13 protein-coding genes are annotated in these 16,105 nt (G+C 52.6%); 7 read left to right on the forward strand and 6 right to left on the reverse strand.

What is annotated here, in order from left to right:
- The first annotated feature begins 59 nt into the window (after positions 1 to 59).
- The 4 genes from AAC599_RS14450 (at position 60) to dgcA (ending at position 4,532) form a co-directional block, all read left to right on the forward strand.
- Positions 60 to 1,847, forward strand: a complete 1,788-nt coding sequence (locus AAC599_RS14450) for a bifunctional diguanylate cyclase/phosphodiesterase (protein ID WP_340151106.1) — start codon at positions 60 to 62, stop codon at positions 1,845 to 1,847.
- Between the two features lie 74 nt (positions 1,848 to 1,921).
- Complete coding sequence (locus AAC599_RS14455; RefSeq protein ID WP_340151107.1) at positions 1,922 to 2,512, forward strand: gamma carbonic anhydrase family protein; 591 nt, start codon at positions 1,922 to 1,924, stop codon at positions 2,510 to 2,512.
- Between the two features lie 35 nt (positions 2,513 to 2,547).
- Complete coding sequence (gene dgcN / locus AAC599_RS14460; RefSeq protein ID WP_340151108.1) at positions 2,548 to 3,549, forward strand: N-acetyltransferase DgcN; 1,002 nt, start codon at positions 2,548 to 2,550, stop codon at positions 3,547 to 3,549.
- Positions 3,546 to 4,532, forward strand: a complete 987-nt coding sequence (gene dgcA / locus AAC599_RS14465; protein ID WP_340151109.1) for an N-acetyl-D-Glu racemase DgcA — start codon at positions 3,546 to 3,548, stop codon at positions 4,530 to 4,532. Before dgcN ends, dgcA begins: the two co-directional genes overlap by 4 nt.
- Positions 4,533 to 4,556: 24 nt before the next feature.
- On the opposite strand, the gene AAC599_RS14470 is transcribed toward dgcA, so the two are convergent.
- On the reverse strand, positions 4,557 to 5,348 hold the full coding sequence (locus AAC599_RS14470; protein WP_340151110.1) for an enoyl-CoA hydratase: 792 nt from the start codon (positions 5,346 to 5,348) through the stop codon (positions 4,557 to 4,559).
- 43 nt (positions 5,349 to 5,391) lie between these two features.
- On the reverse strand, positions 5,392 to 6,564 hold the full coding sequence (locus AAC599_RS14475) for a M20 aminoacylase family protein (protein WP_340151111.1): 1,173 nt from the start codon (positions 6,562 to 6,564) through the stop codon (positions 5,392 to 5,394).
- Positions 6,565 to 6,808: 244 nt separating this feature from the next.
- On the opposite strand from AAC599_RS14475, the gene typA reads away from it, so the two are divergent.
- Positions 6,809 to 8,629 (forward strand): translational GTPase TypA, encoded by a 1,821-nt coding sequence (gene typA / locus AAC599_RS14480; protein WP_340151112.1) that lies wholly within the window; start codon positions 6,809 to 6,811, stop codon positions 8,627 to 8,629.
- Between the two features lie 116 nt (positions 8,630 to 8,745).
- Entirely contained in the window at positions 8,746 to 8,967 is a 222-nt protein-coding gene (locus AAC599_RS14485; RefSeq protein WP_340151113.1) for a biotin/lipoyl-binding carrier protein, read from the forward strand.
- Positions 8,968 to 8,991: 24 nt separating this feature from the next.
- Here AAC599_RS14485 and AAC599_RS14490 read toward each other — a convergent pair whose 3' ends face one another.
- The 4 genes from AAC599_RS14490 to AAC599_RS14505 all read right to left on the reverse strand — a co-directional run bounded on the left by AAC599_RS14490 (position 8,992) and on the right by AAC599_RS14505 (position 15,109).
- The gene (locus AAC599_RS14490) at positions 8,992 to 9,363 is read right to left on the reverse strand and encodes a DUF4870 domain-containing protein (RefSeq protein ID WP_340151114.1); all 372 of its coding nucleotides are present in this window, start codon (positions 9,361 to 9,363) and stop codon (positions 8,992 to 8,994) included.
- A 19-nt stretch (positions 9,364 to 9,382) separates the two neighbouring features.
- Positions 9,383 to 12,613: a hypothetical protein gene (locus AAC599_RS14495; RefSeq protein WP_340151115.1), complete on the reverse strand. Its 3,231-nt coding sequence runs from the start codon at positions 12,611 to 12,613 to the stop codon at positions 9,383 to 9,385.
- Between the two features lie 110 nt (positions 12,614 to 12,723).
- Positions 12,724 to 13,866 carry a CaiB/BaiF CoA-transferase family protein gene (locus AAC599_RS14500; RefSeq protein WP_340151116.1) on the reverse strand — a complete coding sequence of 381 codons (1,143 nt, stop codon included), beginning with the start codon at positions 13,864 to 13,866 and terminating at the stop codon, positions 12,724 to 12,726.
- 76 nt (positions 13,867 to 13,942) lie between these two features.
- A complete protein-coding gene (locus AAC599_RS14505; RefSeq protein WP_340151117.1) occupies positions 13,943 to 15,109 on the reverse strand; it encodes an MFS transporter in 1,167 nt (388 codons plus the stop codon).
- A 163-nt stretch (positions 15,110 to 15,272) separates the two neighbouring features.
- On the opposite strand from AAC599_RS14505, the gene AAC599_RS14510 reads away from it, so the two are divergent.
- On the forward strand, positions 15,273 to 16,091 hold the full coding sequence (locus AAC599_RS14510; RefSeq protein WP_340151118.1) for a hypothetical protein: 819 nt from the start codon (positions 15,273 to 15,275) through the stop codon (positions 16,089 to 16,091).
- Positions 16,092 to 16,105 lie beyond the last annotated feature (14 nt).

Below are 16,105 nucleotides of genomic sequence, written 5' to 3' on the forward strand. Positions count from 1 at the left end.
GCAATAGTTTACACGGCAGGCACCGTTGTAAAAAACACAATTCGGCAGAGAATAGTCCAGTGAATACAAGAGGTTTGGCTTCCCATCAACCTTCAAGCCCGAATCAGGTCGGTGTCGATCGTTCTGCGTTAACGCAACCGCATGTCCTGCGCCTGAACTACAGCAAACTGCGCCTCTTGGTCATAGAGACAGGGGATCGCATTCATAACTTCTGCCGCGACATCAGTATACCTGTTCTCGCGCGCGAAGCGGATTACAGTGACTCCGTCTCAAAAGATATCGCAGCGGGCGTATATAATTGCATTATTCTTGACGGAACACGTGGCAATGCTGCGTATCAGGAAATTCTGCAAAATGTCTCAAGCAAGCCGCCCTTTCTGCCCGTCATCGTCATTGATGGTTCCCTGAATTTTCTTCGTCAGGGCGCATCGGAAAACATTGCGAGCAGTGAACTCACGGCGGAACGGATGGAAACCGCTCTTTTTAATGCCGACCGGCTCTGCAAGTTGAACAATCGCTCGACAATACTGGAGATGGAACTCTCGTCACTGGTCGAGGAAGATCCGCTGACGGCCTTGCCAGGCCGCAGCAAGTTCCGGGTTCGGATGGCCAAGATTATTGCGAAGGCACATGAGGCCAAAAAGCCTATATCGTTGATCATTCTCGACCTGAACAGCTTCAAGGAGTTGAACGAGAGTCGGGGCCATGACTTTGGTGACAAGGTTCTGAAAACCATTGCAGGACGCCTTTTCAAATTCGCCCCACATAACTCGATTGTTGGCCGGCTGGGGGATGATGAATTTGCACTTCTAGCAGTTGACCGGGATCTTACGACGATAACGCATGAGAAGTTCGCAACAGAGCTGATGCGAGAAATTCGCGAACCCATATTAATCGACGGGCAAAAAACGGATGTGAATGCGACGATGGGGCTTGCACAACTCGACGATCACGACACCGCAGACGGCTTATTACACAAATCCATATCCGCACTTTACGCGGCGAAGCGGGACAAGGTTCCCTTTGTCGTCTATACGCATGAGGATGATATCGAGAGGCGGCAGCAGCTTCGTCTCGCACAGGATCTTCCCGAAGCGATCGCGGATAATCAACTGCTCCTGCATTTTCAGCCTATGCTCCGGATGAAGGATCAGGAACTGATTGGTGTGGAAGCCCTGGTTCGCTGGCAGCATCCGAAGCAAGGCCTACTTTTTCCGGACAGCTTTATTCCTCTTGCCGAGGGGTCTGGCTCAATTCAGGCGCTTACTGAATGGGTGATGAAAGCCGCTGTCAAACAGGGTAGCCTGTGGTTGGCGGAAGGCCGTAAAATATGTGTTTCCGTCAATATTTCCGCTCTCATTCTGCATGATCCAACCTTTCCGGACATGGTCGCGCAATTGCTCGAAGAAACTGATTTCCCGGCAGCCTTGCTTAAGCTGGAGATTACGGAAAGCGCCATTATCTCAGACGTCTATCGTGCAAAGGAAATTGTCACCCGTCTACATGAGTTGGGGACCCGCCTCTCGATTGACGATTTTGGAACCGGCTATACGTCCCTTGGCTATTTGCGCAAACTTCCCGTCGATGAAATTAAGATCGACAAGAGCTTCGTATTCAATATGACGAGGGTCGCGGACGATGAAGTGATCGTCCGGACATTGTTGGATCTGGCTGGCAACCTTGGTCTTTCGGTAGTCGCCGAAGGCGTGGAAGACGCGGAAACATGGGAAATGCTCAACAGTCTCGGTTGTGATGTAGCGCAAGGCTATTTCATGAGCCGTCCGATCGACATCACGACCTTCGGAGACTGGGTCGAGTCGCAACCTTGGAAGCAAGACCTGATTTAACAGTTTCACGACAACATCCGTTTGACGCGACGGCTTATATCCTTGAAAATGCCTGAAAATCAAGGGAGCTACGAATGTCAGAATTTGGTCCGGATGTCACCATCAGTAATGCCGCCTATCTTCATCCCACAGCCCTCATCTATGGCAAGGTGAATATCCATAAAGGTGCGTCCCTCTGGCCATACACCGTCATTCGGTCGGAACTGGAAGAGGTGGTTATCGGCGAATATACCAATATTCAGGATTTCGTCATGATCCATATCGGCTCCTCAACGGGGACGTATATCGGATCCCACTGTTCCATCACGCACCACTGTACAATACATGGCTGTACAATCGGTGATAACTGCCTGATCGGCATCAATACGACAATTATGGATGACTGCATCATTGGCAATAACTGCATCGTTGCAGGTCACAGTTTCCTGAAGGAAGGAACGGTTATTCCGGATAATTCCATCGTCATGGGAACACCCGGCAGAGTCGTCAGGACACAGAATAATTATGCCCGTTGCCGGTTAAACGCTTTCCTGTATTATCGGAATGCGCTCGCCTATTCAAAGGATCAACATCGGGAATGGGCGTCCGAACAGAGCCTGAAGGAAGTGCAGGCGGAAATCGACAAACTCCAAAAAGAACAGGCAGCCCTTGAGAATCAAACTTGAAGGGCGAGTTGGTATTTATTGAATTGAGAGATGCTATGACGGAAATGCAAAACCCCTATCTCATGTTCCTTGGTGACGTGAGTGATCAACTGGCCGCAAAGACCGCAAAGGGAATTGTTGACTGGCGTCCGGACTGGTGTATCGGGCAAATAAAACTGCCTGGCTGTGTGGCCGATCTCGGCATCAAGGATATGACGATCGCAGAAGGCGTTGCGAACGGCGCAAAAACGCTGATCGTAGGCATCGTGAATTCCGGTGGCTTCCTCCCCGATCACTGGATCTCCGTCATCGTCGAAGCGCTGGACGCTGGTATGGATGTCGCGAGTGGTCTGCATATCCGGTTGGGGAGCATTCCGGAAATTAAGGCGGCTGCTGAACGGAATAATCGCAGCCTGTTCGATGTGCGCCATCCGACCCATAGTACCCCGACCGGCAAGGGAACACCGCGTAGCGGCAAGCGCCTGCTTGCCGTTGGAACAGACTGCTCGGTTGGCAAGATGTATACGGCGCTTGCCATTGAGAAAGAAATGCTCAAGCGGGGTATGAAGGCGGATTTCCGCGCAACGGGCCAGACCGGTATTTTCATTGCCGGGACCGGCACATCGATTGACGCCGTGGTGGCCGATTTCATCTCCGGCGCGGTCGAGGAACTTTCCCCGGAAAATGACCCTGATCACTGGGATATTATCGAGGGACAGGGATCCCTGTTTCATGCTTCTTATGCCGGTGTCAGCCTTGGTTTGCTTCATGGTGCACAGGCCGATGCGCTTGTCCTGTGTCATGAACCGACCCGCACCCATATGCGCGGCCTGCCCCATCACCCCCTGCCCGATCTGAAGGCCTGTATGGAGCTCAACCTTGTCCATGCAAAGCTGACAAACCAGGATGCAAAATTTGTCGGCATTGCGATTAACACATCCGGCCTGAAAGAAGCAGAAAGACTGGAATATCTAGCCAGCATTGAAAAGGAATACGGCTTGCCGACTGTCGATCCTTTCAAGGACGGTACAGCGGCGATCATTGATAACCTGTCATGAGCAGACGGAAAATTTCGGCCCGCTTTGAAAGCTGGCCGATCCGGGGTAGCTTCAGGATCAGCCGCGGAGCAAAAACAGCAGCGGAAGTGGTTGTTGTCGAAATCACCGAGAACGGCATTACGGGACGCGGCGAATGTGTCCCTTATGCACATTATGATGAGAGTATCCGCTCCGTTCTTGGACAGGTAACCTCAATCCGCGACTATATTAACGACGGGCTTACCCGGGAAGGGTTGCTCACCGTTATGCCTTCCGGCGCCGCCCGCAATGCAATCGATTGCGCCCTTTGGGACCTGGAAGCAAAAAAAAGCGGCAAAACAATTGCGAAACTCGCGGGGATACCCGCACCTGGGCCGACAATTACCGCCTATACCCTCTCACTGGATACGCCTGAGAAAATGGGCGAAGCCGCGAAAGCGCAAAGCCATCGCCCCCTGATGAAGCTCAAACTCGCCGGAGCCGGTGATGTTGAGCGTGTAGCTGCCGTCAGAAAGGCCGCGCCAAAAACACGCCTGATTGTCGATGCCAATGAGGCCTGGACCGCGGACATGATGCGTGAATATTGCCCTAAAATGGCGGATCTGGGTATCGAACTCATTGAACAGCCCCTCCCTGCCGGAGAGGATTCCGTTCTTGGTGATATGGACAGACCTGTTCCAATCTGTGCCGATGAAAGTGCGCATGATACCGCAACGCTCGACGATGTGGCGGAGCTATATGACTATATCAACATCAAGCTCGACAAAACGGGTGGTTTGACGGAAGCACTCTTGCTGGCCGAAGCTGCGCGTGAATTCGGTCTTGGCGTCATGGTTGGCTGCATGCTGGGCACTAGCCTTGCCATGGCCCCGGCCATGCTGCTTGGATCATTCGCGCGCTTTGTTGATCTGGATGGACCTCTTCTGCTTGAAAAAGACAGAGAACATGGCATCCGTTTTGACGGCAGCGTAATGCATCCACCAAGCCAGGAACTATGGGGATAGCAGCATCGCTATCCCCGCACCGGTTTACCGGCCTTTGAATTCCGGCGCTCGCTTTTCAACGAAGGCCACGGCGGCACCCTTATGGTCTTCGGTTTCGAATGACCGGATCATCTGGTTCGCTTCCCAGTCCAGAACATCGCTCAACGTGCCTTCCGATGCCGTATTGATATTCTTTTTCATATAGCCGACGGCAATAGTAGGCAGGCTCGCCAACCGTTTAGCCATTTCCGCAGCGGCGGCAGGAAGCTCGTCAGCCGGAACCGATTTGTTGACCATGCCGATCTTTTCAGCCTCCTTACCCAAAACGACATCGGCTGTGAAATACAACTCCTTCGCTTTTGCCTCGCCGAGCAGCTTCGTCAGGAAGTAGGAGCCACCGAAATCGCCGGATAGTCCGACTTTCGAAAATGCTGTTGTTATCTTTGCATCATCAGCCGCAATCCGCATATCGCAAGCCATTGCTAGAGAAAATCCGGCCCCGGCCGCCGGTCCCGGAATAACAGCAAGTGTCGGCTTTGGCATTTCATGAAGCAGGCGACTTACCTCTGACCTTTCCCGCAAATCCTGGATTTTTTCATTGAGATTGACTTTCGCACCCGCATTCGCCGCGAAGCTCTTGACGTCTCCGCCTGAGCAAAATGCCCCGCCGGCACCGGTCAGCACAACAACACGCACGGCGTTATCTTTCGCAAGACGGGTCAACTTCTCACTCATCCCGGAGATCATCTCCCGCGTAAAGGCATTCCGCGCCTCCGGCCGGTTCATGGTAAGGGTGGCAACACCGTCTTCAATTGTTTCAAGAAGGACATCAGACATCATTATTTTCCTTTTTTAAGTTTATCTGAGAGATAGTTATACGTTAGCTGCGCGGCAGCTGTTGTTCAACCAGCCGCGCCCAAATACTGGCGCCGATTGACAAGACCTCATCGTTAAAATCAAACTCGGGATGATGAACCGCCTGAAAATGCGTCTCATCTTTTGTACCAAGGAAGAAATAACATCCGGGACAGGCCTCCAGCATGAAGGCAAAATCTTCGCTCCCCATGCGAATAGGTGTTTCCATATCCATATTTTCCGGTCCGACAATATCAGAGGCGGCGCGGGCGACAATCGCAGTTTCCTTCTCGTGATTCACGACGCTCGGATACCGGCGCTGATAGTCGAGATCAATTTCAACCCCGTGAGTTGCTGCAACACCGGCGCATATCTCCCGAATACGGTTTTCTATGTAATCCCGGGTTTCTGCTGTCATTGCCCGGATGGACGCGCTCAACTGCGCCTCTTGCGGAATTATGTTAATGCCGCTGCCTGCTTCAAAAATGGTGACGCTGACAACGGCATTGTCGACCGGGCCGATATTGCGCGCGACAATGGTTTGAAGCGCCGTATAGAGCTGCACGCCGGCCGCGATCGGATCGTTCGTCAAATGTGGATAGGCAGCATGTCCGCCTTTCCCCCGTATCTTCATCACCGCTGTATCGGCGGAGGCCATAATCGGGCCGGTCCGGACATTGAATGTGCCGCGCGGCATTCCGGGCTGATTATGAAGACCGTATACGCCATCACAGGGAAAGCGATCAAACAGGCCGTCTTTCACCATTGCGTCTCCACCGCCGCCGCCTTCTTCTGCAGGCTGGAAAATAAAATGTACGGTGCCATCAAAATTCCGGGTTTCCGACAAATACTGTGCCGCCCCCAACAGAATTGCCGTATGGCCGTCATGTCCACAGGCATGCATTTTGCCGTCAATGGTCGATTTATGGGCGAAATTATTCATTTCCTGCAACGGCAAGGCATCCATATCCGCCCGAATCCCGATTGACTTCGTGCTTGCCCCCCGGCCTCTCAAAACGCCCACCACTCCAGTGACACCAATACCTTCATGCACCTCGATCCCCCAGCTTCGCAATTTCTCTGCGACGATCGCGGCGGTACGCCGTTCTTCGTAGCAAAGTTCAGGATGGCGGTGGAGGTCATGTCGCCAAGCCTGCATATCATTATGGGTTTCTGCGATCCGGTTATAAACAGGCATTCCCGACTCTTCATTCTTGGATTTTAGTTGGCCATATCGTGCCATTCTTTATCGAGAATGGCAATATCAAGCACGATGATCAGAATATCCAAAACTCCCCGCATCTTAATCAAATTTGTTCTTTTATTTTAATATTTACCCATTATATGAGAGGGCTTGTGTGCAAGTGCGAAAGCATAACTTGCCATTCGTGGGATCGGCGCTATACTGCGCCCGCTTTTTAAAAAGACAAAGTATATATACCATGGAAATTCGGAACGTTGCGATCATCGCCCATGTTGATCATGGGAAGACTACACTTGTGGATGGCCTCTTGAAGCAGAGCGGCACGTTCCGGGACAATCAGAAAGTGGCTGAACGGGCCATGGACAGTAACGACCTAGAACGCGAGCGCGGCATCACGATTTTGGCGAAATGCACTTCCGTCGAATGGGAAGGGTATCGCCTTAACATCGTTGATACACCGGGCCATGCCGACTTCGGCGGTGAGGTGGAACGTATCCTCAGTATGGTTGATGGCGTGGTTGTTCTGGTTGATGCTGCTGAAGGTCCGATGCCACAGACCAAATTCGTGACACAGAAGGCGCTTGGCCTTGGCCTCAAACCGATCATTGTGATCAACAAGGCGGACCGGCCCGATGGCCGCCCGGATCAGGTTCTTGATGAATGTTTCGATCTTCTGGTCGCGCTCGATGCCAACGAGGAGCAGCTGGACTTTCCTGTGCTCTATGCATCAGCAAAGGAAGGCTGGGCCGTTACGGATCTGTCCGAGCCAAAAGAAAACCTTCATCCGCTGTTCGATCTCATCGTCAGCCATGTCAGCGCACCGAAGGTGGATGATGAAGCCCCGTTCCGAATGCTGGTCACGACGATTGAAAGCAACCCCTACCTCGGCCGCCTGCTCACCGGGCGCGTGGAAAGCGGTGTCCTCAAAACGAATGATCCGATCAAGGGGCTGAGCCGCAAGGGTGGCAAGATCGAAGATGCGCGCGCCAGCAAGATCATGGCGTTCCGCGGGCTTGAAAGAGAAACCATCTCAGAAGCCCGTGCTGGTGACATCGTCTCTGTGGCTGGCCTCGTTAAGACGACCGTTGCCGATACACTCGGCACACCGGAAGAGACAGAACCGCTCGATGCGCAACCGATTGATCCACCGACAATCTCGATGACCTTTGCCATTAATTCGTCGCCCTTGGCGGGTCGCGATGGGGACAAGGTACAAAGCCGGGTCATCCGCGCACGCCTGATGAAAGAAATCGAGGGGAATGTCTCCATTCGGGTTGAGGACAGTGCCGATGCAGACGCCTATATCGTCTCCGGTCGTGGTGAGTTGCAACTTGGTGTTCTGATTGAAACCATGCGCCGCGAAGGTTTTGAACTTTCGATAAGTCGCCCCAAGGTATTGTTCCGCGAGGGCGAAAATGGCGAAACGCTTGAACCTCTTGAAGAGGTCGTCGTGGATGTGGATGATGAGTTCTCCGGCGTCGTTGTTGAAAAAATTGCCCTTCGCAAAGGCTCAATGACCGATATGCGCCCCTCCGGTGGCGGGAAAACAAGAATTACCTTCCTCTGCCCGACCCGTGGGCTGATCGGATATCATGGCGAGTTCCTTACAGATACCCGCGGAACCGGTATCATGAACCGGATTTTTCATTCATATGTCCCACATAAAGGCGATATCCCGGGTCGCCGCAATGGCGTTCTGATTTCCAACTCCACGGGCAAGTCGGTTGCATTTGCGCTTTGGAATCTGGAGGCACGCGGCTTCTTCTTCATTGGCAGCGGCATCGATGTCTATGAAGGCATGATTCTCGGTGAGCATAACCGGCCAAACGACCTTGAAGTAAACGCACTAAAAGCCAAGCAGCTAACCAACATACGGGCATCGGGCACCGACGAGGCAGTTCGTCTCACAACCCCGCGAAAGTTGAGCCTTGAACAGGCCATCGCCTACATTGACGATGACGAGTTGGTCGAAGTAACGCCAAACCATATCCGCCTTCGCAAGCGGCACCTTGACCCGCATGAGCGGAAAAAAGCGTCTCGCGAGAAAATCGCGAGCTGACAGTCCGTCAACATTCGACTGTTGTGATCACCCTTTAAAAATAAGGGTGGTGATCGTGGACGTCTTGTGGAAACATAGCCTCACCCTGAGAACAATAATAAGCAAGAGAGGATAAAATGGCGCTGATCGATGTAATAGCCGAGGTAACGGGGACAGTCTGGAAAATTCCGGCCACAGTCGGGCAGGAACTGGAAGAGGATGACGATGTCGTCATTCTCGAAAGCATGAAAATGGAAATCCCCGTTGGCGCACCGGAAGACGGTAAGGTGACGGAAATTCTTGTGGGCGAAGGTGACTCAGTGTCGGAGGGTCAGGTCATCGCGAAGATTGAAACCTGAAACCTCTTTTACTTCATAAAAATTTTACCAGAGCCATGTCGCGGGGTCAGGGATGCCTTCCTCGCGCGCATGGAGCTTCAAACCCTTCGCACAGCGAACGATGAACCAGATATAGGCCGCCAGGATAATCAGAAAGCCGATACCGACGAAAGTCAGCAGTGACCCAACCACGAAATAAAGCAGCAACATCCAAAAACTGCGGATCTGATATCTAAAATGGGTCTCTACCCAGGGGGCACCATCTCCCTTGTTGATATAGGCCATCACGACCCCGACCAAATGCGCAACTGGAATGATAAGTCCCGCCAGATAAATGAAATAGATGATCTGCGCCATTTTTCCGGCGCCGTTCATCCGGGCATTTTCTTCTGCATTGTTTGTGGTTACATCATTCATTTTTCTCTCCTGAGGAGCCTTACTCTATGCCGTCCAGCGCTTCTTGCAGCAATAGATAAACCTTGCCGACATCCGCAGTGATAAAGGCATCTGACAATAATTCGGAATGGTCAACAGAAGCTGCCTCGGTCATGATCTCACGGAATTCAGATACATACTGGTCCGCAAAACGACGGAAATCACCATCATCGCGATACCGCGAGCGGATTTTTTCCGCATCCCGTGATTTAAGCAGCTTCCGCGTAAAAATCCCCTTTTCCCCTTTGCGATATCGCCGCCACAGCTCTTCGGAAAGGCTGCTGTCCATAATCCTGCTTAAATCGATTGTCAGAGAATTGAGGTTTTCCATGATGAACGTCGTCGACTTCATGAATTGCTCATTCCGAATCTTGTCTTTTCTCTGCGATAGCGTCTCGGCTTCCTGCTTCGCCCGTGTTGCTGCCGCTGAGAGATTTGCTGTCTGCTTCTCGATCTTGTTGCCGGACATAAGAGCATCTTCCGCAGCTTTCTCGGCAGCGCGCATGAACGCTTCACTCTCATCCTTAAGGATACCGGCCGAATGACTCAGCGTTTCCTCAACCTGCTTTACAGACAGCGTCAGCCGCTGATGCTGGCTTTCAAACTGCTCACCAAGCAAGCGGGCACTATCATGGGCTTTAGCGGTAAACCGGATCAGATCCTCCGCCTGACCCTGGAATAATTCTGCGGCGTCCGATCCCGTCTCCTTGACCTGTTTGCTGGCTTCGGAAATTTTCACCGTCACGCGATCAAGATCCTCATGGATGTGGCGACGCGCGTCGTCTATTTCCAGTTTATGCTTTGCCAGAGCCCGGTCGGCATACTGAATGCCCTTTATCATCAACTCGCTGGCCCGTGCCAACTCAACGGACCGCTTGTGGAACCGGTCGGTCGCCTCTGATGCATGGTCGACGGACTCGTCCAACATGTAAGACCTTTCGGAGAGAGTTTTCTCAACCGTCTCCACCTGCTCCGTTAACTGGCGGGCAATCTCGGCCAGTGCCTGGGTTTCCTGTTGGAGGATTTCCTCCATTGCTTCCGCATGATCTTTAGCCCGAACCGAAATATCAGCTAGTTCCTTCATATGCACCTTGGCGGAACCGCTTGCCTCGCTAATGTTGGAGAGCGTTGATCTTGTCACGTCCGCAAGTCTGGTTCCCTGACTTTCCGCCTTCGAGGCAGCCATATTCAGTTGCTGGATATGATCAGTGGCCTGATCGCCCATAGCGCGAAGTTCGGCAGAGGCCCGTTCTGCGGTTTTGGCGAGTTCCGCCGTTTGAGAATGCGCCGCTTCACCGGATTGCCGTGCCTGCAGCGTGGCTCGCTCCGCTGTCGCCATAAAATCCTGATGATATCGGATGGTTTCCTCGATCGCCGCCGCTAGCTTGCTTTTTGAATGATCGGCTGAAGTCCCGATTTCCTTTTGCTGTTTCGCCAAAGCTTCGCTTGCGGAAGCAAGTGTTCGGGAAGCTTTGTCGGCACTGACTTCGATATCCGACCCTTCACGCCGCAATTCTTCACCAGCTTCCCGCATCCGGTTTGTGACCGCATCGGAAGTAAGCTTGAGATCCTCCGCCTGACGCTGAAGGTTTGTTCCGACTTCCGTAATCCGGCTGTTCGTATCCGTGCTGGCATCGGTCAACAGGAGGACATCTTTTTCGAGGCGAGAACCGATCTCCCGCGACATCTCCAGTATTTGCTCGGATGCCTGCTCCAGCACGGAAATCTGGTTCCGAAGCTGCTCCTGTATCAAAGTCGTCCGTGCACCCGTTGTTTCAGAAGCCTTATTGAGAGATGCCGCATGGCTCGCCAGTTTTTCACCCAACTGGTCTGCATTGCGCAGTGATTTCTCGCCGGCGGCATCCAGCAGTTCGCGCCCCTGACGCAGGCTCTGGTCTATTGCCAGCAAGCTGTTGCCGGTTGTTTTGAGGACTTCATCTAGCGCGACAGTCTCGTCTTTCAGCTTCAGACTGCCCAGAAGCATCTTCTCCGTCATCTCACTGGTCTTGACGGCAAGATCTTCTGTGTTTTGGCGCAACTGCTCCGCTGAACTGCGCGCACCGGTTTCAGCATCTTTCGCCACCTGCAGCAGGCCATCTTCACGGCTTTCAAGCTGTTCAAGCGCCGTGTCAACTTCAGAGATACTGGTCATCAATGTGTTGCGCAGGGCATTCAGCCGGGTCACCCCCTCATCACTTGCAATACTCAGATCTGTGGTGCTTTGCAGCAGAACATCGGCTGTTTTGGAGAGCTCGCTTGAAGAGTTGCGGGATATGTCGGCAATCTCCTGACCGCGTTCGCCGAGCTTCGCCGCACCATCATCAAGTTTCTGACGCAACTGGTCTGCGGCATCTTCAAGGCTTATAATCTGAGCACTAAGAGCATCCCGCGCCTCATTTGTTTTATTAAGTGTCTCTGAGGCGTTGGAGAATATCTTCTCACTCGTTTCCGCGAGGATTTTCGCGATAACCTGGGATTTCTCATCCGCCGTGCGAACAGCATTCTCCAAGGCGGAAATCTGAGCTGAGAGGGCGTTTTGAACCGCTTCACTGCGCGTCTCTGTCTCGCTCGCTGCATTGTTCAAGCTGTTCGTTTGCAGGGCGACAGCATCGTTAAGCCGCGTTCCCTGCTCATTAATTTTCTCAATTAACGCGCCAATCTGCTGCTCACGCGCTTCGAGATCGCTTTTCAGCCTGTCTGACGTCTGCAACAAGCCATCTGTCGCTGTCTTGGCATCATCACCTTGCTTTTCCAGACGGCCAGACGCATCCTCAATACGGCTTGCAGCCTTGTCTGTTGCGTCCTGCAGTTCTCGCGACTGACGCTCAAGCGCGGCGGTCAGGCTGGCAACCCGGGCCTCGGCCTGCGGCCCGGGATAACCGAGATTCATCATGAGCTGGTCGAGCGCATTCCCTTTCAATCGTGCTTCATGTCCACGATGAAAATAACCCAGCAGCAGCCACAGGAATGTGAGGGGTGCAAAAGCACCAATAAGCAGAACACCAAGCCCGAACGGCGCGACCTGCAAAATATCAGGCCAGCCGATTCTTGTATAAACATAGCCGCCAACGGCAATCAGCCAGCCAATGGTTAACAGAACCCCGATCGCAAAAAGCCATGCAGAGCCCGAAAACCCTTTATTTTTCACCGTTTTCTGCGGTTCAGACACAGAATTTGGCGCCGACAGATTTTCATCGCTGCGTGTTTGCACATTCTGATGTTTTTGCAACATCACCCCTCTCCTACTAAATTCTGACAGAAGGGTTCCGCAAATCCTCTGCTACGTCAAGGTTTCTGATCATACAGACGGCCTCTGAACGACAGAAATCCTTGTAAGAACGGTTACTTGATCACCCCAGCGGAGCGCAATTCCTCTATGGATGCCTCATCAATACCCCAGTCACGCATGGCCTTCGTCGTATGCTCACCGGGCAGGCAGGGCGGGCTTTGGATTGATGCTTCCGTGCGGCTGAACCGGGGCGCCGGTGCAGGCTGGATGATACCATCATATTCGACAAAGGTTTGCCGGTGTGTGTTATGCGGATGCTGCGTCGCTTCCATGATGGACAGGACCGGGGCATAACAGACATCCGTGCCCAGCATGACTTCGTCCCATTCATCACGGGTTTTGGACTTGAAAACCTCCGTCAGGCGCGCCTTGATAACAGGCCAGCTTTTCGGCTCCAGTTGCGGGGGCAGGTCTTCCTTGTCCAGACCAGTCCGCTCCAGAAGCTCCTGATAAAACTTTTTCTCGATCGAACCGAGGGATATATATTTGCCGTCCGCCGTTTCATAGACATCGTAATAATGCGTGCCGGTATCCAGAATATTGACTCCGCGTTCATCTTTCCAGTTCCCGGCGGCCATCAGCCCGTAGAACATGGTCATAAGGGAGGCGGCGCCATCAACCATTGCCGTATCGACGACCTGTCCCTTGCCCGATTTCTGGGCCTCAAGGATGCCACAGACAATACCAAGTGCCAGATAAAGCGCGCCACCGCCAAAATCGCCAACAAGATTGAGCGGCGGAACCGGCGCTTCGCCCTTCCGGCCAATGGCGTGAAGGACGCCGGACAGCGCTATATAGTTGATATCATGACCTGCCGCCTGTGCCATCGGACCTTCCTGGCCCCAGCCCGTCATCCGCCCATACACCAGCTTCGGATTGCGCGCGAGGGCTTCGTCCGGCCCGAGGCCCATTCGTTCCATCACACCCGGGCGAAAGCCCTCAATCAGACCATCCGCCTGTTCAATCAGCTTGAGAACGACTTCGCGCCCCGCTTCGGACTTTGTATCCACAGAGATGGACCGGCGGCTGCGCATCAGCAAGCTGTTGCGGGAGCTTGGCATACTGCCGAGCCCCGGATCGGCCAGGCGATCAATACGCACGATATCGGCACCCAGGTCGGCGAGCAGCATCGCACACATCGGTCCCGGTCCGATGCCACCCATTTCAACGATTTTATATCCGGCTAACGGTCCCATTTTCTTTTCCTTTTCTTTATTTCAGGCCCAGAATGTTTTGCACAATCTAAACTGTTCGGACTTGAGCTGTCATCCCCTAATACAACAACTTTTCCGCCGACAACCGCAAATGGAGACTTATCAGTAACGCCACCACGCAAAAGCCCGCCATAAAGAAATACGCTCCACTGGCGAGAGCTTCATAAAGATAGCCGGATGCAAATAATCCTCCGCCCATGATGAGCCCGAGGGAGACAGCTGAATAGAGCCCCTGTGCCCGGGCGGAAATTTCTACAGGTAGTTTCTCCGTAATAAACCGCATGGCGCCGAGGTGTGTTGCCGCAAAGGTCACACCATGCAGGGTTTGTATGACTATGAGAACCGACAAGTCCGGAGCGAACCCCATCACGATCCATCTTAACAAACCCGCGAAACCGCCAATAACGAGAAGCCGCAATGGCGTAAAAGACGAGAACACATGCCGCGCAACGGCAAACAGGATGATCTCGACAATGACACCTTCAGCCCAGAGGAGCCCGATCACTGTGTCATCAAGACCCTGTTTTTGCCACTGCAGGGTTCCCGATGAATAAAGAATAGCATGGCTGCCTTGAATGAGCCCGGCCATGATCAGAAAGGCCATGAAATCAAAGCTCTTCAAAAGCCGGCGGAGGCCTTTCCGCCCTCTTTCAGTTCGCGTTATGCGGACTTCAGGCAACATAAGACAGCACAGGAAGAGGAGGAGAAACGCCGTTGACAACATCAGCGGGATAAAGTCAGCACTGCGCCCAGACAGCAATTGCCCGCCCCAGAAAGCCGCGACAATAAAGGATATCGAGCCCCACAGGCGAATTCGCGGATAATCGATTTTTTGTGTCCGCGAGAGCGTTAGTACGAGATTGTCGCCCAGCGCCGTGAAGGATGAGAAAAATATCCCGATCGAGACAGAAAGGATCAGTATCTGCCAGAAACCATCTGCGAGAAAGTAAAACTGAAATAGTCCAAGGCAGATTGCCGACATGATAACCAACGGTGCCCGCCGACGACCGGAATAATCCGCAAGCGCCGCAATCATCGGCGTAAAAACAATCTTTGCCCAGATCGGTGATGAGAGGACAATGCCAATTTCTTCCGACGTAAGTCCCTTGAACGAGAGCCAGACGGGCCAGAAAGGCAATTGAAATCCGACAATCAGAAACAAGGCGACATAGAACGGAGCAAGTCGCAGGGACGTCAAAGTATCCGGAGTGAGAACAAGAGGCACGAAAAACGCCTTTCAGGCAAACCGATTGAGTCTATCTCTAGGCGAGCCGCCGCATCCTGTAAAGTCACGCGGTTTCTCCGGTATAAATATTTGCCTATCACACTTTTCTCTGGCTTAATTAACGGGCTGAGATTTAACTGATTTCAACGAGGAGAATAGGGAAATGGGCAAAATAATTGGCGGAATTGTTGTTGGCCTGATCGTTATCATCGGCATTGCGGTCGGTGTGCTCTATTTCAACCTGGACAAAGTCATCATTACCGCAGTTGAGCAGTATGGCTCCGAGGTGACGAAAACCGATGTCGTGTTGAAAGAGGTGGACCTGGACCTGACCAGCGGCAAGGGTGCCCTGAAAGGCTTTAGTGTCGGTAATCCTGAAGGTTTTGATGAGGACCATTCAATCCGGTTTGATAGCGTTGCCGTCGAGGTGAATATAGCGGAAACTACTGACAAGCTGATCCATATTCGCGAGATCCGCGTCGACAATCCATCAATTGTTTATGAAGTTAATCAGACCACGAATAATCTGGATACAATTCGCAATAACGTCGATGCCTTTTTAAAAGAGAAGGGACTTTCTGGTGGCGAAACAACCGAGACAGACAGCACCGAAGAAGGGCCAAAAGTCATTATTGACAATATTTTTATCGATGGCGGACTAGTCACTGTCAAAGCGGCAATGCTCGGCAATCAGAAGGTCGAAGGCAGACTGCCCAACATTCAACTGTCAAACATCGGAAAAGATGAAGGGGGCGCCACTCCGGGTGAAGTCGCCGCAAAGATAATCGACGAGATTATGGGCAAGGCGATGAACGTTATTACTGATCTTGGGATTGGCAAGAATATCGGCACCTTGCTAACCAATGCGGGTGATCTTGTAAACAAGACCGGCGTGGGAGAGGCAACCAAGGGGGTGACACAGGGCGCGACAGACGCAGTGGACGGTGCCAGCAAATCAATCAAAAAGCTGTTGGGCGATTAAAGCTGATTCAGAGT

This window comes from uncultured Sneathiella sp., from assembly GCF_963976355.1.
GTDB lineage: Bacteria > Pseudomonadota > Alphaproteobacteria > Sneathiellales > Sneathiellaceae > Sneathiella.